The 22,792-nt window shown below is 56.7% G+C and carries 18 protein-coding genes, 3 tRNA genes and 1 pseudogene; 12 read left to right on the top strand and 10 right to left on the bottom strand.

Translation table 11 applies throughout. From position 1 onward, the window contains the following. Window positions 1–42 precede the first annotated feature (42 nt). The 9 genes from LT85_RS08535 (at window position 43) to LT85_RS08575 (ending at window position 6,672) form a co-directional block, all read left to right on the top strand. On the top strand, window positions 43–1,281 hold the full coding sequence (locus LT85_RS08535; RefSeq protein ID WP_081992174.1) for a benzoate/H(+) symporter BenE family transporter: 1,239 nt from the start codon (window positions 43–45) through the stop codon (window positions 1,279–1,281). Window positions 1,282–1,339: 58 nt separating this feature from the next. Continuing rightward, window positions 1,340–2,098 carry a pyridoxine 5'-phosphate synthase gene (gene pdxJ / locus LT85_RS08540; RefSeq protein ID WP_038487455.1) on the top strand — a complete coding sequence of 253 codons (759 nt, stop codon included), beginning with the start codon at window positions 1,340–1,342 and terminating at the stop codon, window positions 2,096–2,098. An 11-nt stretch (window positions 2,099–2,109) separates the two neighbouring features. Beyond that, complete coding sequence (gene acpS / locus LT85_RS08545; RefSeq protein ID WP_038487459.1) at window positions 2,110–2,502, top strand: holo-ACP synthase; 393 nt, start codon at window positions 2,110–2,112, stop codon at window positions 2,500–2,502. Continuing rightward, the gene (nagZ, locus tag LT85_RS08550; protein WP_253273696.1) at window positions 2,499–3,578 is read left to right on the top strand and encodes a beta-N-acetylhexosaminidase; all 1,080 of its coding nucleotides are present in this window, start codon (window positions 2,499–2,501) and stop codon (window positions 3,576–3,578) included. The genes acpS and nagZ overlap by 4 nt, the downstream gene beginning before the upstream one ends. A gap of 20 nt (window positions 3,579–3,598) precedes the next feature. Further along, on the top strand, window positions 3,599–5,467 hold the full coding sequence (gene uvrC, locus LT85_RS08555; RefSeq protein WP_038487463.1) for an excinuclease ABC subunit UvrC: 1,869 nt from the start codon (window positions 3,599–3,601) through the stop codon (window positions 5,465–5,467). A 129-nt stretch (window positions 5,468–5,596) separates the two neighbouring features. Then, a complete protein-coding gene (gene pgsA, locus LT85_RS08560; RefSeq protein WP_038487467.1) occupies window positions 5,597–6,193 on the top strand; it encodes a CDP-diacylglycerol--glycerol-3-phosphate 3-phosphatidyltransferase in 597 nt (198 codons plus the stop codon). A gap of 127 nt (window positions 6,194–6,320) precedes the next feature. Next, window positions 6,321–6,396: transfer RNA gene (locus LT85_RS08565), tRNA-Gly, on the top strand. A gap of 114 nt (window positions 6,397–6,510) precedes the next feature. Beyond that, a tRNA-Cys gene (locus tag LT85_RS08570) sits at window positions 6,511–6,584 on the top strand. Between the two features lie 12 nt (window positions 6,585–6,596). Continuing rightward, window positions 6,597–6,672 (top strand) — tRNA-Gly (locus tag LT85_RS08575). 860 nt (window positions 6,673–7,532) lie between these two features. On the opposite strand, the pseudogene LT85_RS08580 reads toward LT85_RS08575, so the two are convergent. The 3 genes and pseudogenes from LT85_RS08580 to LT85_RS08590 all read right to left on the bottom strand — a co-directional run bounded on the left by LT85_RS08580 (window position 7,533) and on the right by LT85_RS08590 (window position 11,637). Next, window positions 7,533–8,041 (bottom strand): annotated as a pseudogene (locus LT85_RS08580) (GNAT family N-acetyltransferase). 65 nt (window positions 8,042–8,106) lie between these two features. After that, window positions 8,107–10,341, bottom strand: a complete 2,235-nt coding sequence (locus tag LT85_RS08585; protein WP_038487470.1) for an NADP-dependent isocitrate dehydrogenase — start codon at window positions 10,339–10,341, stop codon at window positions 8,107–8,109. Between the two features lie 429 nt (window positions 10,342–10,770). Continuing rightward, window positions 10,771–11,637, bottom strand: coding sequence for a pirin family protein (locus LT85_RS08590; RefSeq protein ID WP_038487473.1), 867 nt, complete (start codon window positions 11,635–11,637; stop codon window positions 10,771–10,773). A gap of 136 nt (window positions 11,638–11,773) precedes the next feature. Here LT85_RS08590 and LT85_RS08595 point away from each other — a divergent pair, with 136 nt between their 5' ends. After that, on the top strand, window positions 11,774–12,679 hold the full coding sequence (locus tag LT85_RS08595) for a LysR family transcriptional regulator (protein WP_038495543.1): 906 nt from the start codon (window positions 11,774–11,776) through the stop codon (window positions 12,677–12,679). Window positions 12,680–12,705: 26 nt separating this feature from the next. On the opposite strand, the gene LT85_RS08600 is transcribed toward LT85_RS08595, so the two are convergent. Further along, complete coding sequence (locus tag LT85_RS08600; protein ID WP_038487476.1) at window positions 12,706–13,149, bottom strand: Lrp/AsnC family transcriptional regulator; 444 nt, start codon at window positions 13,147–13,149, stop codon at window positions 12,706–12,708. Between the two features lie 132 nt (window positions 13,150–13,281). On the opposite strand from LT85_RS08600, the gene LT85_RS08605 reads away from it, so the two are divergent. Beyond that, on the top strand, window positions 13,282–14,187 hold the full coding sequence (locus LT85_RS08605) for a DMT family transporter (protein ID WP_038487479.1): 906 nt from the start codon (window positions 13,282–13,284) through the stop codon (window positions 14,185–14,187). Between the two features lie 117 nt (window positions 14,188–14,304). Continuing rightward, window positions 14,305–15,429 (top strand): alpha/beta hydrolase family protein, encoded by a 1,125-nt coding sequence (locus tag LT85_RS25300; RefSeq protein ID WP_052134915.1) that lies wholly within the window; start codon window positions 14,305–14,307, stop codon window positions 15,427–15,429. 24 nt (window positions 15,430–15,453) lie between these two features. Here LT85_RS25300 and LT85_RS08615 read toward each other — a convergent pair whose 3' ends face one another. The 6 genes from LT85_RS08615 to LT85_RS08640 all read right to left on the bottom strand — a co-directional run bounded on the left by LT85_RS08615 (window position 15,454) and on the right by LT85_RS08640 (window position 22,638). Beyond that, window positions 15,454–15,702, bottom strand: a complete 249-nt coding sequence (locus LT85_RS08615; protein ID WP_038487482.1) for a hypothetical protein — start codon at window positions 15,700–15,702, stop codon at window positions 15,454–15,456. 69 nt (window positions 15,703–15,771) lie between these two features. Beyond that, a complete protein-coding gene (locus LT85_RS08620) occupies window positions 15,772–16,140 on the bottom strand; it encodes a glutaredoxin domain-containing protein (protein WP_038495548.1) in 369 nt (122 codons plus the stop codon). A gap of 189 nt (window positions 16,141–16,329) precedes the next feature. Further along, entirely contained in the window at window positions 16,330–17,202 is an 873-nt protein-coding gene (locus LT85_RS08625) for a pirin family protein (protein WP_038487485.1), read from the bottom strand. Between the two features lie 152 nt (window positions 17,203–17,354). Then, window positions 17,355–20,408 (bottom strand): efflux RND transporter permease subunit, encoded by a 3,054-nt coding sequence (locus tag LT85_RS08630; protein ID WP_038487488.1) that lies wholly within the window; start codon window positions 20,406–20,408, stop codon window positions 17,355–17,357. Beyond that, complete coding sequence (locus LT85_RS08635; RefSeq protein ID WP_038487490.1) at window positions 20,408–21,466, bottom strand: efflux RND transporter periplasmic adaptor subunit; 1,059 nt, start codon at window positions 21,464–21,466, stop codon at window positions 20,408–20,410. The genes LT85_RS08630 and LT85_RS08635 overlap by 1 nt, the downstream gene beginning before the upstream one ends. A gap of 2 nt (window positions 21,467–21,468) precedes the next feature. Then, window positions 21,469–22,638, bottom strand: a complete 1,170-nt coding sequence (locus LT85_RS08640; protein WP_172656960.1) for a TolC family protein — start codon at window positions 22,636–22,638, stop codon at window positions 21,469–21,471. Between the last annotated feature and the right edge of the window lie 154 nt (window positions 22,639–22,792).

Raw genomic sequence — 22,792 nt, forward strand, 5'->3', positions numbered from 1 at the left:
CGCGGATACCGTCTTCAGCTAACCAATAGCCATCAATCGCCGATGAAAAATTTCCCTTGGTCTAGTCTTGCCGCCGGTTTTGTAACAGTGTTGGTCGGTTTCACAAGTTCCGCAGTCATCGTTTTGCAAGCAGCCGCGGCTGCCGGCGCTACACCGCAGCAAATCAGTTCATGGATGCTCGCGCTTGGCCTTGGCATGGGGCTGACCTGCATCGGTTTGTCGCTGCGCTACAAGGCTCCGGTAGTAACCGCCTGGTCGACGCCAGGAGCTGCCTTGCTGATTACCAGCTTGTCCGGCATTCCTATGTCGGAAGCAATCGGCGCATTCATGTTCGCTGCCGCCCTGATTACCCTAGGCGGCGTCACTGGCTGGTTCGAGCGTGCCATGGGCAAGATTCCGCTGTCGATTGCGGCCGCGATGCTAGCTGGTATCCTGGCCCATTTCGGCATGAATGTATTCATGGCGATGAAACCGCAATTCGTGATGGTTTTTGCGATGTTTGTCGCTTACCTGCTGTGCAAGCGCTGGCTGCCGCGCTACGCCATCATTATCGTGTTGCTGATCGGCGTTGCGCTGGCCGCTAGCCGCGGCCTGCTGCATTTCGATCATTTTCATTTCGCCTGGGCCAGGCCGGTATTTACCATGCCGAGCTTTTCGTGGTCGACCATCATCGGCGTCGGCATTCCCTTGTTCGTGGTAACCATGGCGTCGCAAAATGCGCCGGGCGTCGCGGTGATACGCGCTTCCGGCTACGATACCCCGATTTCACCGTTGATAACCTGGACCGGGCTGACTACTTTGGTGCTGGCGCCATTCGGTTGTTTCTCCCTGAACCTGGCAGCAATCACTGCCGCCATCTGCATGGGCAAAGAGGCCCATGAAGACCCGGCCAAACGCTATTGGGCGGCTGTGGCGGCGGGTGGCTTCTATTTGCTGGTGGGCGTCTTTGGCGCTACCGTCTGCGCCTTGTTTGCTGCATTTCCGCAAGAGCTGGTGCTGGCGATTGCCGGACTGGCCCTGTTCGGTACGATCGCCAACAGCCTGACGATGGCGATGGCTAACGACGTCCAGCGCGAAGCGGCCTTGATCACATTCCTGGTAACCGCTTCCGGCGTCACGTTGTTTGGTGTCGGTGCGGCATTCTGGGGGTTGGTGGCTGGCGCCCTGGCATTCTTTGTCTTGAACTGGAAGCGTCATGATCAATTGCTGCAGCAGCACAAGCAGCTGGCGCCGGCGATGACAGTGCCGGATACCGTATCGCCCGCATTGCCATCGCACTAGAATTAATGCAATCTTGATACCTGATACTTGATAAACCCACCCATCACCTGAGCATCCGATGAGCTATCTCAATCCAACATCGTCGATCATCGACCTTGGCATCAATATCGATCACGTCGCCACTTTGCGCAATGCGCGCGGCACCACCTATCCGGACCCGTTGCAAGCGGCCTTGCAGGCGGAAGAAGCTGGCGCTGACGCCATCACCTTGCATTTGCGCGAAGATCGCCGCCACATCCGCGATGCAGACGTTGAAATGATCCGTCCGCAGTTGCACACGCGCATGAACCTGGAAGCGGCGGTGACCCAGGAAATGATCGATTTCTCCTGCAAGATCAAACCGCAGGATTCTTGCCTGGTGCCTGAACGCCGTCATGAACTGACGACCGAAGGCGGCCTCGATGTGGTGAAATATTTTACGCAAGTGCAAGCGGCAGTGCGCCAGCTGCAAGGCGAAGGCATCCGCGTCAGTCTGTTCATCGATCCGGAAGCCGATCAGATTCAAGCCGCAGCCGAAATTGGCGCGCCGGTGATTGAGTTGCACACCGGCCGTTACGCTGAAGCGCATGACGAGACGGAACAACGCAGCGAGCTGGAGCGGGTGCAGCGAGCAGTGCAAGAGGGGGTGCGGCGTGGCCTCAAGGTGAATGCCGGTCATGGTCTGCATTACACCAATGCGCAGGCGATTGCGGCGATTCCCGATATCGCAGAATTGAACATCGGCCACGCCATCGTGGCGCATGCGGTGTTCGTCGGCTGGAAAGCGGCGGTAAGCGAAATGAAGGCGCTGATGGTGAAAGCGCGCTTGGGAAAATAAAGAGGTTCGCAATGATTTATGGCATCGGTACCGACATCATCCAGATTCCGCGCATAGCGGCGGCATTGCAGCGTAACGGCGATCGTTTTGCAGAGAAGATCCTAGGCCCGCAAGAGATGGAGAAATACTTACAGCGCAAGGCTAAGGTGGAAGCGCGTGGCATCCGTTTCCTGGCGACGCGCTTTGCAGCCAAGGAAGCGTTTTCCAAGGCGCTCGGACTGGGAATGAAAATGCCGATGACCTGGCGCGCCATGCAAACATTAAATGCGCCCGGCGGCAAGCCGATCGTGGTGGTGAACCCCGCGCTGGAAGAATACATGCAACAGAAGGGCTTGACCGCGCAGGTGTCGATTACCGATGAAGTGGAATACGCGGTCGCTTTCGTCATCGTGGAGAAAAAATGAGTAGTGGTTTGAGTGGTGGGGCAAGCGGACACACCGTAGACAAGCAGATGTTCGGTCCGGTCATGCTGGACGTGGTAGGCACTGTATTGAGCGAGGACGATATCCGCCGCATCCGGCATCCGCTGACCGGCGGTGTGATTTTATTTACCCGCAATTACCAGGATCGTGCCCAGCTGACGGCGCTGACGGCGGCGATTCATGTCGCACGTCCAGGCATATTGATTGCGGTTGACCATGAAGGCGGCCGCGTCCAGCGCTTCCGTACCGACGGTTTTACCCGCCTGCCTGCCATGCGTGTGCTGGGACAGCAATGGGATCGCGATGTATTGGCCGCGACCAAGGCTGCCACAGCAGTCGGCTTCGTCTTGGCGAGCGAGTTGCGCGCCTGCGGCGTCGATTTGTCGTTTACCCCGGTACTTGATCTCGATTATGGCGGTTCGACGGTCATCGGCGAACGCGCTTTCCATCGCGACCCGCGTGTGGTGACCTTGTTGGCCAAGAGCCTGAATCATGGCCTGGCGCTGGCCGGCATGGCGAATTGCGGCAAGCACTTTCCCGGCCACGGTTTTGTCGAAGGCGATTCGCATTTGTCGTTACCGGTTGACGAGCGCAGCCTGGAACAGATTATGGAGCAAGACGTCAAGCCATATGACTGGCTCGGCATGAGCCTGGCTGCGGTGATGCCAGCGCATGTGATCTATTCCAAGGTAGACAAGCATTCTGCCGGCTTCTCCAAAAAATGGCTGGACATCTTGCGTAAGGATGTCGGTTTCGATGGCGTCATCTTCAGCGACGATCTCAGTATGGAAGCAGCCGGTTCCGCCGGTGGCGTACTGGATGGCGCCAAGGCTGCGCTGAAGGCCGGTTGCGACATGGTCCTGATCTGCAATTCGCCGGACAAGGCTGACCAGTTGCTGGCCGGGTTGCGTATTGCACGCGACGATCGCCGGGCAGCATTATCCCGCACGCGTCTCGCCACACTGATGCCGCAATCCGCAGCGTTGGACTGGCAGGCATTGCAAGTTGATGCGCGCTATCTGGCGGCCAAGGCGCTGGTACAGTCACTGCTGGCGTAAATGCTTGAGAATCCAGAATCATGACCGAAGCTGAAATTCCCGACCCGCGTGCGGTGGTGCTAGAGACCGTCGCCAAGCTGCCGAATTTGCCTGGCGTGTATCGCTATTTCGACGCCGCCGACAATATCCTGTATGTCGGCAAGGCGCGCGACCTGAAGAAACGGGTATCCAGTTATTTCCAGAAAAACCTGGCCAGCCCGCGCACTGCCATGATGGTAGAGCGTATCGCCAGGCTGGAGACTACGGTGACGCGTAGTGAAGCCGAAGCACTGATCCTTGAAAGCAACCTGATCAAGTCTTTGCAGCCGCGCTACAACATTCTGTTTCGCGACGATAAATCCTATCCTTATCTAAAGATCAGTGGCCAGGAATATCCGCGCATGGCCTACTATCGCGGTGCTGTCGACAAAAAGAACCAGTACTTCGGTCCTTTTCCGAATGCCTGGGCGGTCAAGGAATCGATGCAGATTTTGCAAAAGGTTTTTTTGTTGCGCACCTGTGAAGACAGCGTCTTCGCCAATCGTACCCGGCCATGCCTTTTGCATCAGATCCAGCGCTGCAGCGCGCCGTGCGTGAATTTGGTCAGCCGTGAGGATTACTTGGCCGACGTCGACAACGCCGCCAAATTCTTGCGCGGCCGGCAGACGGAAGTATTGTCGGCATTGGAAAAAAAGATGCACGCTTTTGCTGACGAACTGAAGTTCGAGCAGGCCGCCGGCGTGCGCAACCAGATCACTTCGCTGTCGCGCGTTCTGCACCAGCAAAGCATGGAAACAGTGGGCGACAGCGATATCGATATTATCGCGGTCATCGTCCAGGGTGGGCGCGCCTGTGTCAACCTGGCGATGGTGCGCGGCGGCCGGCATCTGGGCGACCGGGCGTATTTCCCTAGCCACGTCGATGGCGCTTTATCCAGTCCGGACGAGGTCGCAGGCGATTCGATTGAGGTGGCGGTGCTGAGGGCCTTCATGGCGCAGCATTATATCGACACGTTCATCCCCGGCACTCTGATCCTGAATACCGAATTTGATGAGCCGGCCCTGATGGTGGCGCTAATGGAGCAGTGCGGCCACCGCATCAATCTCCTGTTCCAGCCGCAGGGACAGCGCCGGCAATGGCTGGAGATGGCGCACAAGGGGGCAGAGATTTCGCTCGCCAGGTTGTTGTCGGAGCAGGGCTCGCAACAAGCCAGGACGCGGGCGCTGGTCGAGGTGCTCGGGCTCGAAGTCGATGATATCGACACCCTGCGCGCCGAGTGTTTCGACATCAGCCATACCTCCGGTGAAGCAACCCAGGCTTCGTGTGTGGTGTTCCATCACCATGCGATGCAAAACGGTGAATACCGGCGCTACAACATCAAGGACATCACCCCTGGCGACGATTACGCAGCCATGCGCCAGGTGTTGATGCGACGCTACGAAAAAGTAGCCAATGGCGACGGCGTTATGCCGGATATCGTCCTCATCGACGGCGGCAAGGGGCAGGTCGAAATGGCGCGCCAGGTACTGGCGGAACTCGGTCTGGATATCAGCCTGATTGTCGGTGTCGCCAAAGGGGAGGGGCGCAAGGTCGGGCTGGAAACGCTGATCTTTGCAGATGGCCGCGCGGCGCGCGAACTCGGCAAGGAATCCGCCGCCTTGATGCTGATTGCGCAGATCCGCGACGAGGCGCATCGCTTCGCTATCACTGGCATGCGCGCCAAGCGCGCCAAGGTGCGCCAGAGTTCGCGGCTGGAGGAAATCGAAGGGGTCGGCGCTAAACGTCGCCAGAAACTGTTGGCGCGCTTCGGCGGCTTGCGCGGAGTAGCCGACGCCAGCATCGAAGATATTGCGTCGGTTGAGGGGATATCACGACAACTGGCGGAAGAAATCTACCGACAGTTGCATTAGGACCTGTTGTTGCATGTTAAGCGTCTGCTTGTTGCTTTTGCAGGTTTTATTTCCCAACGGCGTCATACTCCTAGATAATTAGAATATGGACAGCCGGTTCCTTGCCAATAAAACTATTTATGCCTTTTTATGCCCTTTAATATTCCGATTTTACTGACCTGGTTACGGGTTGCGTTAATCCCGCTGGTGGTTGGCGTTTTCTATCTTCCGGATCTCGGTTTTTCAACATTGCAATTGGGCCTGGCTTCAACCGTCATTTTTATTGTCGCCGCAGTGACTGACTGGTTCGACGGTTTTCTGGCGCGGCGCTGGAACCAGACGTCGGCCTTCGGCGCTTTTCTCGATCCTGTCGCCGACAAGCTGATGGTCGCCGGCGCCTTGCTGGTGCTGGTGCATCTGGGGCGCGTAGATCCGATCATCGCCTTTGTGATTATCGGCCGCGAGATTGCTATCAGCGCTTTACGTGAATGGATGGCGCAGATAGGCGCATCGAAATCGGTCGCGGTCAGTTCCATCGGTAAAATTAAAACTACCGCACAGATGGTGGCAATCCCAATGTTGTTGTATTATGGCGATCTGCTTGGCGTCGATACCCGTTTCTGGGGTCAGGTGCTGTTGTTGATTGCAGCGGTGCTTACGGTTTGGTCCATGTTTTACTATTTGCGTAAAGCTTGGCCACTGATCAAGGAAAGCACGGCGGTAAGCGGCGAAAACAACAAGCAGTGAAGTAAAAGTCGGTGATTTGAAAAAAGTTAGTTAAAAAATTTCAAATTTGTTGACAAACTCTGTAAATCAACTATAATGTCGTCTCTGTAGTTGATGCAGAAAACGGCGCAGTAAAAAAGAAACAAATGCGGGAGTAGCTCAGTTGGTAGAGCGCAACCTTGCCAAGGTTGAGGTCGAGAGTTCGAGCCTCTTCTCCCGCTCCAGATTCAAAAAAAGGAAGCTGGTAAAGCTTCCTTTTTTTATTAAGTGTGAACGATGTATTGGTTGTAGAAGGTTGATACACCAATATTGATTTAGTATTTTGGCGCAACACCCCTGGCGGGGTAGCAAAGTGGTTATGCAGCGGCCTGCAAAGCCGTTTACGCCGGTTCGATCCCGACCCCCGCCTCCAAAAACTCCTTACGCGGGAGTAGCTCAGTTGGTAGAGCGCAACCTTGCCAAGGTTGAGGTCGAGAGTTCGAGCCTCTTCTCCCGCTCCAAATGCCAGGCAAGGAAGATGATGATGTCTTCCTTGCCGGTTCAGTAAAAAAATCCCACCTTGATTTTTCTCCTGATGTGCAACGTGGTGTTTTCACGTCTGCATGATTGTCTTGGAGTCGCCACTACGTGACACTTCGTTTTCCTTCCTGGAACCGATACAAGAGTTGATTCACCTTTCGCCGAGGCCACTTTCCAGATAGGACTGGGTTTCGGGAGTCTTCTCCTTTATCGGTAAGGAATGCTGGCGTCCGCAGCATTTTTTGAGCCGATCCGTATTCTTCATCGAGCCGATAAACGAGTAGATTCACCTTTCGCCGGGGTCACTTTCCAGATAGGACTGGGTCTTGGGAGTCTTCTCTTTTATCGGTAAGAAATGCTGGTGTTCGCAGTATTTTTTTTGAACTGAGTCGTATTCTTTCGTAGAGCCGATAAACGAGCAGATTCACCTTTCGCCGGGGCCACTTTCCAGATAGGACTGGGTTTCGGGAGTCTTCTCTTTTATCGGTAAAGAATGCCGGTATCCACCGTATTTCTTTGAGCGTGAGCTTAGTATTTTGAAGAGTCGATAAACGAGCAGATTCACCTTTCGCCGGGGCCACTTTCCAGATAGGACTGGGTTTCGGGAGTCTTCTCCTTTATCGATAAAAAATGCCGGCAGCAACTGCCATTCTTCAAAATATAACAACACGATTCCAGTTCCCGCAATCATTACCAGATTTATTTAACGACTCGTTCGCTTACGCGATCGGGTCGTTTTTCATTGGTGCAGGGCTTCGTATCAAAAGATTTATCCAGATGTCTTAATCGGCGACAGTCCACGCAGTATCTGGCGGGACTGATTAATCACTTTGGTCGTTTTTTATGCGAGGGCATTGAATGCAGGGTGATAGCTCACTTTGCCGGACGGCCAACTGTCGTTGAGTGAAATGGCCTGGAAGTATTCGGCAGGTACGCCTGGGAACAGCAGTGCAGGCGTTGCCAGGAAACCGAAGCGGTGATAATAGGCGGGATCGCCAAGCACCACGCAACCGGCAGCGCCCATGCGCCGTAGTTCGGACAAAGCAGATTTGACCAGTTCCGCGCCGATGCCTTGACCTTGATACGTGGGCAAGACGGAGATCGGCCCCAATCCGTACCAATCGCTTGCTCCATCCGAGATGGAAACCGACGACAGCGCGACATGGCCAACAATGCCTGCCTCATTCTCGGCGACCAGAGAAATTGAAAGCTGCTTTGCTATGCGCAGGGCATTTACGATGAATTTTGTTCAGTATGTCTGGCATGCGGAGCATGCAGGAATGCGGTGGTGGTAAGCCGTTCGATGGCTGAGATATCAGCCTGTGCTTCGGGACGTATTTCTATATGCATGACATCTGCGGATCTGCAGCATCGTGCAGATCCGCGTTACTTTACTTCGCTTACTACATCTACTATCAGCCCCGCGCTGCGCTCAACGCCGCATTGAAGGTAGCGCTCGGGCACATGATTGCTTCCACCTTCTTAGGGTCTGGCAGGAAGTAACCGCCGATATCCACGGCCTTGCCCTGAACGTCTTTGAGCTCTGCAGCAATCTTCTGTTCATTCTCAGTCAAGGCTTTGGCCAGTGGCGCGAAATGCGCTTGCAGTTCTGCGTCTTCGGTCTGTGCCGCCAGCGCCTGGGCCCAGTACAGGGACAGGTAGAACTGACTGCCGCGGTTGTCCAGTTCGCCGGTGCGTGGCGATGGCGACTGGTTATTGTCGAGCAGCTTGCCGGTGGCGTCGTCCAGGGTTTTTGCCAGGATCTTGGCCTTGTTGTTACCGGTCTTGATACCGACGTCTTCCAGCGAAACCGCCAGCGCCAGGAACTCGCCCAGCGAATCCCAGCGCAGGTGGTTTTCTTCCACCAGTTGCTTGACGTGCTTAGGCGCAGAGCCGCCGGCGCCGGTTTCAAACATACCGCCGCCAGCCATCAATGGCACGATCGACAGCATCTTGGCGCTGGTGCCCAGTTCCATGATCGGGAACAGGTCGGTCAGGTAATCGCGCAGGATGTTGCCGGTCACCGAGATGGTGTCCTTGCCGCGGATCACGCGTTCCAGCGTGTAGCGCATGGCGCGGACTTGCGACATGATCTGGATGTCGAGACCGGTCAGGTCGTAATCCTTCAGGTAAGTCTTTACCTTCTTGATCAGCTCGGCTTCATGTGGACGATACTCGTCCAGCCAGAATACTGCCGGCATGCCGGACAAACGGGCGCGGTTAACCGCCAGCTTGACCCAGTCGCGGATCGGCTCGTCCTTGACCTGGCACATGCGCCAGATGTCGCCTTCTTCAACGTTTTGCTCCAGCAGTACATTGCCGTCAAAGTCGACAATGCGTGCGACGCCGTCGGCAGGCACTTCGAAAGTCTTGTCGTGCGAACCGTATTCTTCGGCTTTTTGCGCCATCAGGCCGACGTTCGGCACGGTGCCCATGGTAGTCGGATTGAAGGCGCCGTTGGTCTTGCAGAAGTTGATCATTTCCTGATAGATGCGGGCAAATGTGCTTTCCGGGATCACCGCCTTGGTGTCCTTCGGACGGCCGTCCGCTCCCCACATCTTGCCGCCGAGGCGGATCATGGCCGGCATCGAGGCGTCGACGATGACGTCGTTCGGCGCGTGCAGGTTGGAGATACCCTTGGCCGAATCGACCATCGCCAGTTCCGGACGGTGTTCGTGGCAGGCGTGCAAGTCTTTGATGACTTCATCGCGCTTGGATTCCGGCAAGGTGGCGATCTTGTCGTAGACGCTGGAGAGGCCGTTGTTGGCGTTTACGCCCAGTTCTTCAAACAGCTTGCCATGCTTGGCGAAAGCATCCTTGTAGAAAATCTTGACGGCATGGCCGAACACGATCGGATGCGAGACTTTCATCATGGTCGCCTTGACGTGCAGCGACAGCATGACGCCGGTTTCACGGGCATCTTCCATCTGTTCTTCGTAGAACGCGCACAGGGCTTTCTTGCTCATGAACATGCTGTCGATGATTTCGCCTTGCAGCAACGATACCTTGTTCTTCAGGACGATGGTTTCACCAGCTTTGGTGACCAGTTCCATCTTGACGTCGCAAGCTTTGGACAGCGTCATGCATTTTTCAGAGGCGTAGAAGTCGCCGCCGTGCATGTGCGAAACGTGGGTGCGCGATGCCGGGCTCCACTTCGACATCGAGTGCGGATGCTTGCGGGCAAAGCGTTTGACTGCGGCTGGCGCGCGGCGGTCGGAGTTGCCTTCGCGCAGCACCGGATTGACTGCGCTGCCGATGATCTTCGAATAGCGCTTCAGGATCGCTTTTTCTTCATCGGTCTTCGGATCTTCCGGGAAGTCAGGAATGTTGTAGCCGCCAGCCTGGAGTTCGCGGATCGCCGCAACCAGTTGCGGTACCGAAGCGCTGATGTTCGGCAGCTTGATGATGTTGGTGTCAGGATTTTGCGTCAGGCGGCCCAGTTCGGCCAGATTGTCCGGCACTTTCTGCTCGGGTTTCAGGTTGTCGGAGAATTCCCCAAGAATACGTGCGGCTACCGAGATGTCGCTCTGGACGACGTCGATGCCGGCCTGCGCGGCGAAAGTCCTGATAATCGGCAGGAAAGAAGCCGTCGCCAGAAGCGGCGCCTCGTCAGTCAGGGTGTAGATGATGGTCGATTTACTTGCAGTCACTGTAACTCTCCTAGCGGTTGATGCGTTGGTTGGTGCCGCCACATGATATTGGTGTTTGCTTTCACCAAACTTAAGGACGCGCTGAATTAGTTTGCAGATTGCCAATTTTGGCGGGCAATACGTGCTTGGATGAACGCTAGATCCATCCCAAGGGATGAAATTTCATCTCAAAGGATGAAGTTTATTCGCAGTTCGGTTTTAGCACCAACAAAATGTTAGCGAATGACATGCAATGGAGAGTTATGGAGGCGTGCTGCACCTGAGTGGGGCACAGCGGCGTAATGCGTTTGTTTGAAAATGGCTTTGAGGAAATATTTTTTGTTGGCTGCGGGTTTTACCCATAGTGGAAACGTGAAAACAATAGGTAAAAAAATATCCTGCCAGCCAAAATGGCCGACAGGATATTTATTGTACGACTTGGCTAGCTGCCTATTGCGGCGCTGGCACAAACCGCCCGTTCTTGAAGTCCGTGAAGGCTTGGGCAATTTCTTCTTCGCTGTTCATCACGAACGGGCCATGGCCGACGATCGGCTCATCGATCGGTTCACCGCTGAGCAGCAACACCACGGCGTCGTTGTTAGATTCCAGCGCGACCTTGCTGCCGCTGGTATCCAGCAGAACCATTTGCGACTCGCGTCCCACTGTTTCGCCGTTCACCAGCACCGTGCCGCGCAACACAATCAACGCCGAGTTCCAGCCGTCCGGCAGCGCCAGTTCCGTAATGCCGCCCGCGTTCAGCCGCATGTCCCACACATTCATGGCGCTGAAGGTGTGAGCCGGTCCGGCGTGGCCGTCGAAGCTGCCGGCGATCACGCGTACGGTACCGGCCTGGTCCGGCAACGCCACCACAGGGATGTCGGCATTACGGATGGCTTGGTAGCCAGGTGCCGTCATCTTGTCCTTGGCCGGCAGGTTGACCCACAGCTGCACCATTTCCAGCGCGCCGCCGGTACGGGTGAACTCTTCCGAATGAAACTCTTCGTGCAAGATACCTGCGCCAGCCGTCATCCACTGCACATCGCCGGAACCAATCAGGCCGCCCTGGCCGGTCGAGTCGCGGTGCGCTACCTCGCCTTTATAGACGATGGTGACAGTTTCAAAGCCGCGATGCGGATGTTGACCAACGCCGCGTGGCTTGTTGGCAGGGGCGAAATCAATCGGTCCGGCATGATCCAGCAGCAGGAACGGGCTTAGTTGCTTGCCGTGGCTGTCATAGGAAAACATGGAGCGCACCGGAAAGCCGTTGCCTACCCAGTGAGGGCGGGGAGCGCTATAGACACCGAGGACTTTCTTCATTTCCATTTCCTTGCAAAGGTTGCAAAATTTGTTGATGTAAGAAGGATAGATGAGGAACGATGGTGGCGGTAGAGTGTAAAATTCATATTCAGCGTTCTATTTAATGAACAATGAAATGAATCCAATGGGAAATGCAATGCAGGATTTGAATGACCTTTACTACTATGTTCAGGTAGTCGACCATGGCGGCTTCGCCCCGGCGGGTCGCGCGCTCGGCATGCCAAAATCGAAACTGAGCCGCCGCATCGCCCTGTTGGAGGAAAGGCTGGGCGTGCGTTTGCTACAGCGCACTACCCGCCATTTCTCGGTCACCGAAGTCGGCCAGACTTACTACGAGCATTGCAAGGCGATGCTGGTGGAGGCAGAGTGCGCCCAGGATGCAATCGAAGTCACCCGCGCCGAACCGCGCGGCGTGGTTCGGATCAGTTGCCCGGTGACCTTGCTACAAGCTAATGTCAGCGTCATGCTGGCAGATTTCATGGTTAGCCATCCGCGCATCACCGTGCAGTTGGAAGCTACCAATCGCCGGGTCGACCTGGTGGCCGATGCAATAGACGTTGCGATTCGCGTGCGGCCACCGCCGATTCCCGACAGCGATCTGGTAATGCGTGCGCTGGCGGAAAGCAGCCAATGCCTGGTTGCCAGTCATTTGCTGTGTGCGGGGCGTGCGTTGCCGCGGGCGCCGGCCGATCTGAATGACTGGCCGAGCCTGGCGCTAGGTGCGCCGCAACAGAATCATGTCTGGAATTTGCTCGGCCCTGAGGGTGCGCAAGCCAGTGTGCATCACACGCCGCGTTTCATTACCGGCGACATGATCGCCTTGCGCGATGCGGCGCGGGCAGGCGTCGGCATCGTGCAGTTGCCGGTAACGATGGTGCGTGACCAACTGGCGCAGGGTACCTTGCTGCGCCTGCTGCCGGACTGGGCGCCGCGCAACGAGATCATCCATGCGGTGTTTCCATCCCGCCGCGGCTTGCTGCCGTCAGTGCGTAGCCTGATTGATTATCTTGCGCAGCGCTTCGCTGTGCTCGACGAGAATTGACGCTTTTGACGCTTGCGATTGTGGTTTCAGGCTATGCCGAATGGCGGCGGCCGTCTCTTGATCGGCTGTGATTTGACGATGGCTGTGTTGGTTTCGGCCTTGTCGGCAATCCGGTCGATAATTTCGTCGAGCTGTGCGATCGAGCGTACGAACAAGCGGGCGATATAACAATCTTCGCCGGTCACCTTGTCGCATTCGCAAAACTCGGGAATCTGCTCAATCAGTTTCTGGACGATCTGCAGTTTGCCGGGCAAAGGCCGGATGCGCACGATGGCCTGTAACTGATAGCCTAGCGCTTGCGGATCGATGTCGATGGTGAAGGCGCGGATGACGCCGCGTTCTTCCAGGCGCTGCAGCCGTTCAGAAACGCTGGGCGAGGAAAGTCCGACTTGCAGGGCCAGCTCTTTCAGCGAAATGCGTGCATCGCTTTGCAGCGTTTCCAGGATGCGCTGGTCGATATTGTTCAGCATTTTCGATTCCTTAGGGAATTGTCGATATTTCCTTATATAGTAAGGCATATCCTCAGAACTTCCTTTTGCAAGGCATGGAAAACGCGTTTGCAAAATGCGATGATCAATGCCTGACGGTTTCCGGAGCAATGCATGGACAAGAAGGTAAGCGGCACAGTCGAGATGACGGCGGCCATGGTGATTTCAGGGACGATAGGCTGGTTTGTCATCGTCTCGGGTCAAGCGGTTCTGGATGTGGTGTTCTGGCGCTGCGTGTTCGGCGCGTTGACCTTGTTGGTGGTATGTGCGGCGTTGGGATTGCTGCGCGGCGTTCTTGATCTGCGTTTGCTGGGCCTGGCGGCGCTTGGCGGCGTGGCGATTGTGCTCAATTGGCTGCTGCTGTTTGTATCCTATTCGCGTGCGTCAATTTCGATTTCCACTGCGGTCTACAACACCCAGCCCTTCATGCTGGTTGCGCTTGGCGCGGTCTTTTTCTCTGAACGCCTGACCATCGCCAAGCTCACCTGGCTGCTGATTGCTTTTGCCGGCATGCTGCTGATCGTGCTGGCGAAACCCGACGCTGCGTCCAGCGGCAGTAATTATTTTGCCGGTATCCTGATGGCGCTTGGCGCGGCGTTTTTCTATGCCATCGCCGCCATTATCATCAAGAAGCTGGCGGGGACGCCGCCGCACCTGATTGCCTTGATCCAGGTCTGTGTCGGTATCGTGATGCTCGCGCCTTTCGCCCATCTGTCGACATTACCCGGCGATATCCGCTCGTGGAGCATACTGGTGACGGTGGGTGTGGTGCATACCGGACTGATGTATATCCTGCTCTACGGCGCGATCCAGAAACTGCCGACCCATCTGGTCGGTTCGCTGTCCTTCATCTATCCCATTGTCGCCATCCTGGTCGATTACCTGGCTTTCGGCCATCGGCTGCAACTGACCCAGTTGCTTGGCGCCGCCGCCATCCTGGTGGCTGCCGCCGGCATGAACCTCGGCTGGTCATTGTGGAAGTCCAGGCTTGATACCGGAGATTCCCGCCCTGTTCGTTGACATCCTTTGTGCACGCGGGAGGCGCTTGCTGCTTGAAGCGATCGATGTGCGTAGGGCAAGCCCTTGTTTGTGTGTTTCGATTATGATATTGCGATCTCAAGCAAAGGAGTTCACAGAATGGCGCCACGCGAGACAGTTGTATCGAGAAATTTTTCAGTTGGTTTGACGGCGTTCCGAACTGCGTTGCTCGTGCTGCTAACGTCCACCACCACGATGGGAGCGCAGGCACAAGACACGCGGCCCGCTCAACCGGAATTGTGGAGCGCGCCGGCCTCAACCACGGTAACGGTTTCGGAAAAACATTTCAACAACGGCCAGGTCGAACTGAGCGGGACGCTCTACGCCCCGCAAGCGACGGGCAAGGTTCCCGCCGTCGTGGTGCTCCATGCCGCATCGGTGGCAACGCGCGACCTCGCGCTCTATCGCCACCTGATTCAAGCCTTGCCGCCGCTTGGCATTGCTGTCTTTGTCTATGACCGGCGCGGCAGCGGGAAATCGGGCGGCACACTCGCCGACAGCGACTACAACGTCCTGGCGGACGACGGCATTGCGGCCCAACGGATGCTGGCGCACGATGCCCGTATCGATCCTGGCCGCATCGGTTTTTGGGGGCTGAGCCAGGGCGGATGGTTGTCCTTGCTCGCCGCCGCGCGCAGCCCGCAGACCGCATTTGCCATTTCCATCTCGGCGCCGCTGACCACGCCCGACGTCCAGATGAACTTCGCCGTGGCCAATATATTGCGGATCAAAGGATATACGCAAGCCGATGTGGATATGGCCGTCGCTGCCCGCACTGCCGTCGACGAGTTCGAGCGCGGCAAGCTTGACCGGGTGACAGCGCAGGCCAGGCTCGACGCGGTCGTTGGCAAACCGTGGTTCGGCTTGATCTATCTCGATAAGACATTCAAGGATCCCGACACATCGCGATGGGCGAAAGAAATGGCGCACGACCCGCTTAAAACGCTCGACGCCGTACGTGCGCCTGCCTTGATCATGTATGGCGCGAACGATCCATGGGTGCCGGCGAAATTATCTGCCGATATCTTGCGCAAGAATGCGTCGAAATACCCCAACATCCATACTGCCGTGATCGCCGGCGCCGACCACGATATGATGCTTTCGGCGTCGCCGGAATCCCAGGTCGATCCGAAGGCGCTCAGCGTCCAGGCGCCGGAAGCGCCTGAATATTTCAGTCTCATGGCGGCATGGCTTACCGAGAAAGGTTTTGCGCGCGTCCCTTAGCAGCATAGCTGGCGGCAGGACTCCTTATTGATGCCTGAAGAAATACAAAGCCGAACACAAGCTGGCGCCGACCAGGTACAGCAGCCACGTTCTTGAAATGGCATAGGGGTAAAGCATCAACGCAACACCGATCCATTTCGGGTAGCTAAGAGTAGTTTTTTTTCCGTAGCGATAGGCGGCAAAGCCAATAATGCCGAAAATAATTGCGCCGAAAAGATAGGCCGGACTTGGCAAGGAGAGGCCGCTGGATTGAAGCAGGTTCAGTTCGTCCATGTTATGGGCCGGTTTTCAGTCGTTGGTGATAAATAATACAATTGAGAATACAACTGCGAAGCTCTGGCATTAATCCGCCGTCATCCTTGCAAATTCTCCGCTGTCGATCAAGCGTTGCAGGTCGGTAGCGCCGCCCACCAGCGTACCTTTCACGAATATCATGGGGAAAGTAGGCCAGCCGGTCCACATTTTGAGCGCATTGCGCCGCTTCCACTGGCTGAGATAACTGCCATATTCAAGATACTTGAAAGGCGCGTTTATCGCCTCTAGCGCCTTGCGCGCTTTTCGCGGAAAAGGGTTTTGCGTCATGCCGACCACGACCACCTTGTTGCTTGCCACAGCCGCCTGTACTTCCTGCACGATATCGGCATGCTTGTCGGCGATGCTTTGGCGGATCGCTGGATGAATATGGGCTTCGTCGAGTACGTTGCGGGTCATGGTGGCTTTCCGGGTTGTGGTGGCGTGATTGCTGCATAAGATCTGCATCATTGCACATTATCCGTCGATCCTGGCGATCCGTGAAGAACCATGAAAAAGGCCCGATTGCAGCGGCAATCAGGCTTTTTCGTTCCTCGACAGTTTTCCGCCGCTACACAGATGGATTTTTCGGATCGCGCCGGATGTTGCTCAAGCTTCCGGCAACGGAATCCATTCATTGTCCCCGGGGACGGGATCAAAGCGCTGCTCGCGCCAGTTCTGTTTGGCGGTCTCGATCAGTTCCGGTTTGCTGGCTACGAAATTCCACCAGATCGATCGCGGGCCATCGATCGGCGCACCGCCCAGCAGCATGACCTGGGCCGCTTCGCTAGCGATGATCTTTACCGCAACACCTGGTTCCAGTACCGCCAGTACGCCCAGTTCCAGCGCTTCGCCATCGATGGCGACACTGCCGCTGGCGACGTAGACGGCTTGTTGCGGATATTCCGGCGCCAGTATGAATTCCGCTCCCGCCGTCATTTCAGCGGCGACATACAAAGTTGGCGAACTGACTTTAACCGGGGCTTCCTGGCCGAAGGCGCGACCCGCAATCACGCGTAGCTGATAGCCGTCGCCGCGTATCAGAGGCAGGCTGGCAGCCGGGTGATGGGCAAATGCCGGCGCGCATTCTTCGTCGGCCAGCGGCAGCGCCACCCAGGTCTGGATACCGTGCAGGCGCCAGCCATTGGCGCGCTGCGCCGCAGGCGTGCGTTCGGCATGGACGATGCCGCGGCCGGCAGTCATCCAGTTAACGTCGCCAGGAATGATTTCCTGGTCATTGCCAAGGCTGTCGTGGTGGCGGATCGTACCTTCAAACAGATAGGTTACGGTCGCCAGGCCGATGTGCGGATGCGGCCGCACGTCGATGCCTTGGCCGCTGGCAAATTCTACCGGCCCCATATGATCGAAAAACAAAAACGGACCGACGCTCTGGTGGTGGCCGGCCGGCAGCACGCGGCGAACCACCAGTTCGCCCAGATCGCGGGCGCGGCCGGGGATACGGTATGCAATCGATGTAGTCATATCTTGTCCTGTTCCGTTCAAGTGGGCAAAAACCGCTACGGGGGATTTGTCCCAGATTTATCTCTGGCTATTGTAACGGTATCGCGCCTGCGCACATCCTATTGCACGCCGGACGCGCGTGACATGACAAGAAATTAATGTTTCTGGCGGAGTCAGGCGCCAGGCCGTTTTATATCCTCTCGTTTCAAGGTGCTGTAAATCACCGGCATCACCACCAGGACCAGCGGCAACTGCACCAGCAGGCCGGAAATGATCGCAATCGCCAGCGGCTGCTGCATCTCCGATCCTTCACCCAGTGCAAGCGCCAGGGGCAGCAAGGTGAGGATGGCGGCAAGCGTGGTCATGGCAATTGGCCGCATGCGATTCTTGCCGGCTTCAATCAACGCAGAGATGCGGTCTGTCGAACGCATCAGATCCTGTTGTTCGGAAAAATAGAAAATCGCGACTTCGGTGACGATCCCGATGATCATGGTCATCCCCATCATTGCCGAGATGTTCAGATCGATGCCGGTCAGCGACAAGCCGACAAATACCGCCGAGACAGATATCAGCGACGTAAACAGGATGACGCCGGCCAGGCGGAAGCTTTCATACATAAACAACAGCAACAGGAAAACCAGCACGGCGGCGGCGGCAAACACGGTCATCAGTCCCTGGAAGGCGATCCGCTGTTGTTCGTACAGGCCACCGAGTTGAAAGTAGGAACCTTGCGGGAGCAAGCCCGGCTGGGCCAGTTCTTTCTTGACATCGGTGATCACGGAACCGAGATCCCTGCCGCTGATACGGGCGGTCACGGCAATCATCTGTTTCAGGTTTTCACGGTTGATTTCTGCCTGCCCGGTCAGCTTGTCTATGCTGGCGATACGTTTCAAAGGTAGCAGATGACCATCTGGCGCGCGTACCGTCAACAAGCCAAGGTCCTGGTCAGTCTGGCGCATCTCTTGCGGCAGTCTTACCCGTAAGCCGATAGTTTTGACGTCGGTCATGACTTGGGTAGTGACGTTGCCGCTCAAGCTATCGGACAGCGTTTTGGTGACGGCGGCCGGATCCAGTCCTTCCTGGGCGGCCTTGAGCGGATCGATGTGCACTTGTAATGCATCGCCCGCAGGATTGATGCCATTCTTGACATCCACCACGCCGTTGATCTTTGCAATGCGCGCAGCGACCTTGGTGGCGATGCCGCTGAGCGCTTTCGGGTCAGCGGAGAAAATCTTGATCTCCACCGGTTGCGGTACTGCTGTCAGATCGCCGATCAAGTCTTCCATGAGCTGCGCCATTTCCGTATGCAAGCCGGGGATTTCCTGTTCGGTGCGAGCCCGGATCTGTTCCATGACCTGGTCCACAGGCTGACGCTTCCCTTGTTTCAGGCGAACGAAAAAATCACCGTGGTTAGGCTCGCTGATACCGCCGCCGAGGCCGGTTCCGGTGCGGCGCGAATAGGTCTGCACGTTCGGATTTTGTTGCACGATGGCTTCCAGTTGCCGCACCAGCCGGTCGGTTTCGGTGACAGCCGTTCCCGGTTCGGTGTAATAGTCCAGGACGAAACCGCCTTCGTCCATCGATGGCATGAAGCCCGAGCCGACATGCTGAAAGCCGATGTATCCGGCGCCGAGCAGAGGGATGACGGCCAGCAGCACCAGCACAGGCTGTTTGAGCAAACGCAGCATTATCCGCGTATATTTTTCATGGAACCACAATGTGATGCGGCCGTTCTGATCTGCATTGGCATCTTTTTCGTTAAGAAATTTTGACGCCAGCACCGGCACAGCAAGCCATGTAATCAAGAAAGAAATAAACAGGCTGGTCGCCATGGTGACCGACAAAGCCTTGAAGAAGGCGCCGGTGACGCCGCTCAGGAAGGCCAGCGGCGCAAAGATAATCAAGGTGGAAGCGCTGGAGCCCAGCAAAGGCCGGAAGAATTCCAATGCAGAGTTCATCACATTATTGGCCACGGCCTCTTTGCTGCCGTGTAGTCTTCTTACAATATGCTCAATCATTACGATGGCATCATCGATGATCAGCCCGACTGCGGCAGCCATCCCGCCCAGCGTCATGATATTGAAGCTCATGTTGAGCAGCCACACCACCACTACGGTAGTGGCCAGCACGGCGGGTACGACAATCACGGCGATCAGGGTAATCTTGACATTGCGCAGAAATACCAGCAACACCAGCGCCGCCAGGCCGATGCCGATCAGGATCGCATCGCGCACGCTCGAGGCGGAAGCCGTCACCAGCTCGCTTTGGTCGTACCAGTTGGCGATACTGACTCCGGCCGGCAGTTGCGACTGGAAATCGCGCAACTTGGTCTTGACGTCGTTGGCGATCTGCACGCTGTTGCTGCCTGGCTGCTGGTAAATCGACAGTAATACCGCCGACCTGCCGTCAGCGGTAACCCTGATCCATTCCGGCACTGTGGAGCGCTTGACCGTTGCGACATCCTGTACCCGCACCACGCCGTTGACGCCGCTGCTGAGTACTGTCTGCTGAATCTGTTCTATAGTCTGCAGACGCGCTTCCGACATCACCAGATATAGCTTGTAATGGTCTTCCAGCCGGCCGACGACATTGATGACATTGTTGGCCGACAGCGTACGCGCGACATCGTCCGCAGTCAGACTGCGGACCAGCAGTTTTTGCGGGTCGACCTCAACCTGATACTCTTCCAGCGCGCCGCCGATGGCTTGTACCTGCGCAACGCCAGGCACACCGGATAACAGGGGGCGCAATTGATAATCAGCAAGATCGCGCAGCTTGACGGGAGAAACCGTGGCCGAGGTCAGGCTGTATGCGATGATCGGAAATACCGTCGGATCCATGCGCCTGGTTTGCACCACGGTGCCAGGCGGAAGTTGCGACATGATTTGCGCCGTGGCTGCATTTACCTGCAAGGTGGCTGAGGCCATATCGAGGCCCCAGTCGAAATTGACCGATATTTCGGCTGAGCCGCGCGCGGTGGTAGAGCGGACATTTTTCACGCCGGGCACGCGGCGCACGGCTTCTTCCACCGGCCGGGTTACCAGCATTTCCATTTGTTGCGGCGGCTGGTCGCCAGCATCGAGCGAGACGACTACGCGCGGGAAATCGACCGTGGGAAATAAGGAAGTTGGCAACTGAAACGCTGCGATCGCGCCGCCCAATGCCAATACTGCCATCAAGAACAAGATCGAACGGCGATGACTGCTGATCCAGGAAGCGACGCTCATCAGCGCGTCTCCCTTACCGGCATGCCATCTTGCAGTTCATAATTGCCTAGCACCACCAGCGGTGCGGCGGGATCGATGTCGCCGTTGACGCCAAGCGTTTCGCGATTGTCCAGCACACTGCGCAAGTTAACCCGATGTGCCAGATGTCCCTTGACTTGATACAGGTAAGCGCCGTGTGCGTCGGTAAGCACGGCCTGGCGCGGCACTTCGAACGCCTGTTCCTGCTCTGTCGTGATCTCGGCGCGTACACGCATGGCGGGGACCAGGCGCGGATCGGCAGGCGCTTTGACGACGACGCTGATGAGCTGGGTTTTTGGATCGATCAGATTCTGTATTTCGCTGACTGTCGACTGGATTTTCGTCTTCGGATCGGCTAGCGGCGAGAGCGTCACAGCCATGCCTTTCTTAATGCGCGACACATCTGCAGGATCGACGCCCAGCAATATTTTCAGGTTGGCGGTGACGCCGAATTGCATGACTGGCGCGCCCGGCTGGATCCGGTCTCCCTGCGCGGCAGTCAATCCAAGCACGATACCGTCGGCCGGCGCCGTCAGCGTTACTGCCGCGCTGCCGCCACCCAGCGTTCTTTGTGCTTCCAGCGCCGCTGTGGCGTCCTGCCGGGCTTTGTTCGCTGCGTCCAGTTGCGACTGTGTCGCCAACTGTAATTTCATCAAGGCTTCAATGCGCGTGAATTCCGCGGCGGCCAGCGTGCTGGCGCTTTGTGCTTGTTGATAGGCGAGTCTGGTGGTGGGGTCGCTGGCCAGTTCCACAAGAGGGCTACCTTTCTTGACCAGTTGTCCTTGCAATACGGCGAGCCGCGTTATCTGCGCAGGAAAGGCGCTGCTGATGGTTTGCGTGAGCCCCGGCGCAACGTCGCCGAAAGCCGTCAAGATCAAGGACATGTTTTTTTTCTGCAGCGCTTGCACAGTGACCTGGGCCGACGGCTCGGGAGCAGCCACCTCGGCGGCTTTTGGGCTGACGCTGAGCGCAATACCGGCGGTGACGGCCAGCACGCCTGCGGCGCAACCTGCGGAGATATAAATGATTTTCTTGTTCATGCTTATGACTTTCCTTGAGATTGTGTCGGCAGCTCGCCGCCAATCAGGCTTTGCAGCGCTACCCGTTGTTCGAGCATGGCCTGCTCCAACGCGTTTTTTTCAGTCTGTTTGGCCAACAGTGCGGTGTCCAGATTGGTCAGCATCAATGCGTCGACATTGCGTGCCTGGAAAGCAGTAAGCATGCGTTCTCGTTGCTGCTGCAACTGTTGCAGCCCAGCCATGACCTGGCTCATCTGCTGCCGATTGATTTCCTGTTCAGTCAGTAATTTGTCGATATCCGAGTACGCGAGATTCACCCGTTGCTGATATTCGTCATGCAATTTTTCACGAGTTGCCTGTTCAATCGCGATATTTCCTCGGTTTCTGTTGAAGATCGGCAGCGACAGGGAAACGTTAAACCCGCGCGAACTGACATTGCTGGTGTCGCGCGCACGCGTCAGGCCGATGGTAAGGGCTGGGAACTGGCCGATGATGGCGGCCCTGTAGCGCTGGTCTTCCGCCGCATAGCCGCTTTTGAGCGCCATCAGGTCTGGACGGCGCGCAGCCAAGGAAGGCAATATGCGGTTGATCGAATCGGTGTCCAGCGCCGGCAGCTCCGCAGTTCCATGCAATCGGACAGCGACCGATGGAGCCAGTCCCAGTAATGCGTTCAGATCGTGCCTGGCCTGGTTTTGCTGCCGTTGCAGCTCGTTCGACTGGCGCTTGAGATCTTGCGACGCGGTCAAAAAGACGGTTGCGATGTCGGAGGTAATTAAGCCTTGCCTCAGGGCTTCCTGACTTTGTGAAGCGCGCAGTTGCAGGAAGTCGTCATGCCGCTGCAATATCTCCTGCAGTTTTGCACCCTGCGTCAGTTTGATGAAAAGCATGCGTGCCTGCGCAATGACTTGCCACTCTTGCCACAGCAGGTTGAGATCGGCTTTGCCGGCATCGGCTTCTGCCGCCCGACGGATGGTTGAGCGTGTCAGCAAACTACCGAAATCATAACTTGGTCCGATCGAATAGCCGCGCGATGAGCCGGGATCGGGATGAAGCTTGAAGTCAGCCGAAAGGGCTAGCTGAGGGTCGGGCAGCAGCGATGCGGAAAATGCTTGTGCTTGGGCGATATGGACATCGTCGCGCGCCAGTTTCAGGTCAGGGTTGTTGACCACGGCAAGAATAGCAACATCAGTCATGTCCAGCCCATCCGGACCAGGCGCAAAAGGGTGTGCCGCCAAGGGCGGCAGCGCCAGAGGGTGGGGCGCAACTGCAATGTGAGGAAGGTCGGTTGTCCAGGTCGGCTTATCTGCCAAGGGCAAGGGTTGATAGCTGGTGCAAGCGGTCAATGCC

It is taken from the genome of Collimonas arenae (assembly GCF_000786695.1).
In the GTDB taxonomy this organism is placed as follows: Bacteria; Pseudomonadota; Gammaproteobacteria; order Burkholderiales; family Burkholderiaceae_D; genus Collimonas; species Collimonas arenae_A.

Bases quoted from the DNA above. Each gene is read 5' to 3' on its own strand.
- uvrC (WP_038487463.1), top strand. From the start codon at position 3,599: ATGACCGAAGCTGAAATTCCCGACCCGCGTGCGGTGGTGCTAGAGACC.
- LT85_RS08595 (WP_038495543.1), top strand. From the start codon at position 11,774: ATGCAGGATTTGAATGACCTTTACTACTATGTTCAGGTAGTCGACCAT.
- LT85_RS08620 (WP_038495548.1), bottom strand. From the start codon at position 16,140: ATGACCCGCAACGTACTCGACGAAGCCCATATTCATCCAGCGATCCGC.
- acpS (WP_038487459.1), top strand. From the start codon at position 2,110: ATGATTTATGGCATCGGTACCGACATCATCCAGATTCCGCGCATAGCG.
- LT85_RS08630 (WP_038487488.1), bottom strand. From the start codon at position 20,408: ATGAGCGTCGCTTCCTGGATCAGCAGTCATCGCCGTTCGATCTTGTTC.
- nagZ (WP_253273696.1), top strand. From the start codon at position 2,499: ATGAGTAGTGGTTTGAGTGGTGGGGCAAGCGGACACACCGTAGACAAG.
- LT85_RS08605 (WP_038487479.1), top strand. From the start codon at position 13,282: ATGGACAAGAAGGTAAGCGGCACAGTCGAGATGACGGCGGCCATGGTG.
- LT85_RS08635 (WP_038487490.1), bottom strand. From the start codon at position 21,466: ATGAACAAGAAAATCATTTATATCTCCGCAGGTTGCGCCGCAGGCGTG.
- LT85_RS08640 (WP_172656960.1), bottom strand. From the start codon at position 22,638: ATGACTGATGTTGCTATTCTTGCCGTGGTCAACAACCCTGACCTGAAA.
- LT85_RS08615 (WP_038487482.1), bottom strand. From the start codon at position 15,702: ATGGACGAACTGAACCTGCTTCAATCCAGCGGCCTCTCCTTGCCAAGT.
- LT85_RS08625 (WP_038487485.1), bottom strand. From the start codon at position 17,202: ATGACTACATCGATTGCATACCGTATCCCCGGCCGCGCCCGCGATCTG.
- LT85_RS08590 (WP_038487473.1), bottom strand. From the start codon at position 11,637: ATGAAGAAAGTCCTCGGTGTCTATAGCGCTCCCCGCCCTCACTGGGTA.
- pgsA (WP_038487467.1), top strand. From the start codon at position 5,597: ATGCCCTTTAATATTCCGATTTTACTGACCTGGTTACGGGTTGCGTTA.
- LT85_RS08600 (WP_038487476.1), bottom strand. From the start codon at position 13,149: ATGCTGAACAATATCGACCAGCGCATCCTGGAAACGCTGCAAAGCGAT.
- LT85_RS25300 (WP_052134915.1), top strand. From the start codon at position 14,305: ATGGCGCCACGCGAGACAGTTGTATCGAGAAATTTTTCAGTTGGTTTG.
- pdxJ (WP_038487455.1), top strand. From the start codon at position 1,340: ATGAGCTATCTCAATCCAACATCGTCGATCATCGACCTTGGCATCAAT.
- LT85_RS08535 (WP_081992174.1), top strand. From the start codon at position 43: ATGAAAAATTTCCCTTGGTCTAGTCTTGCCGCCGGTTTTGTAACAGTG.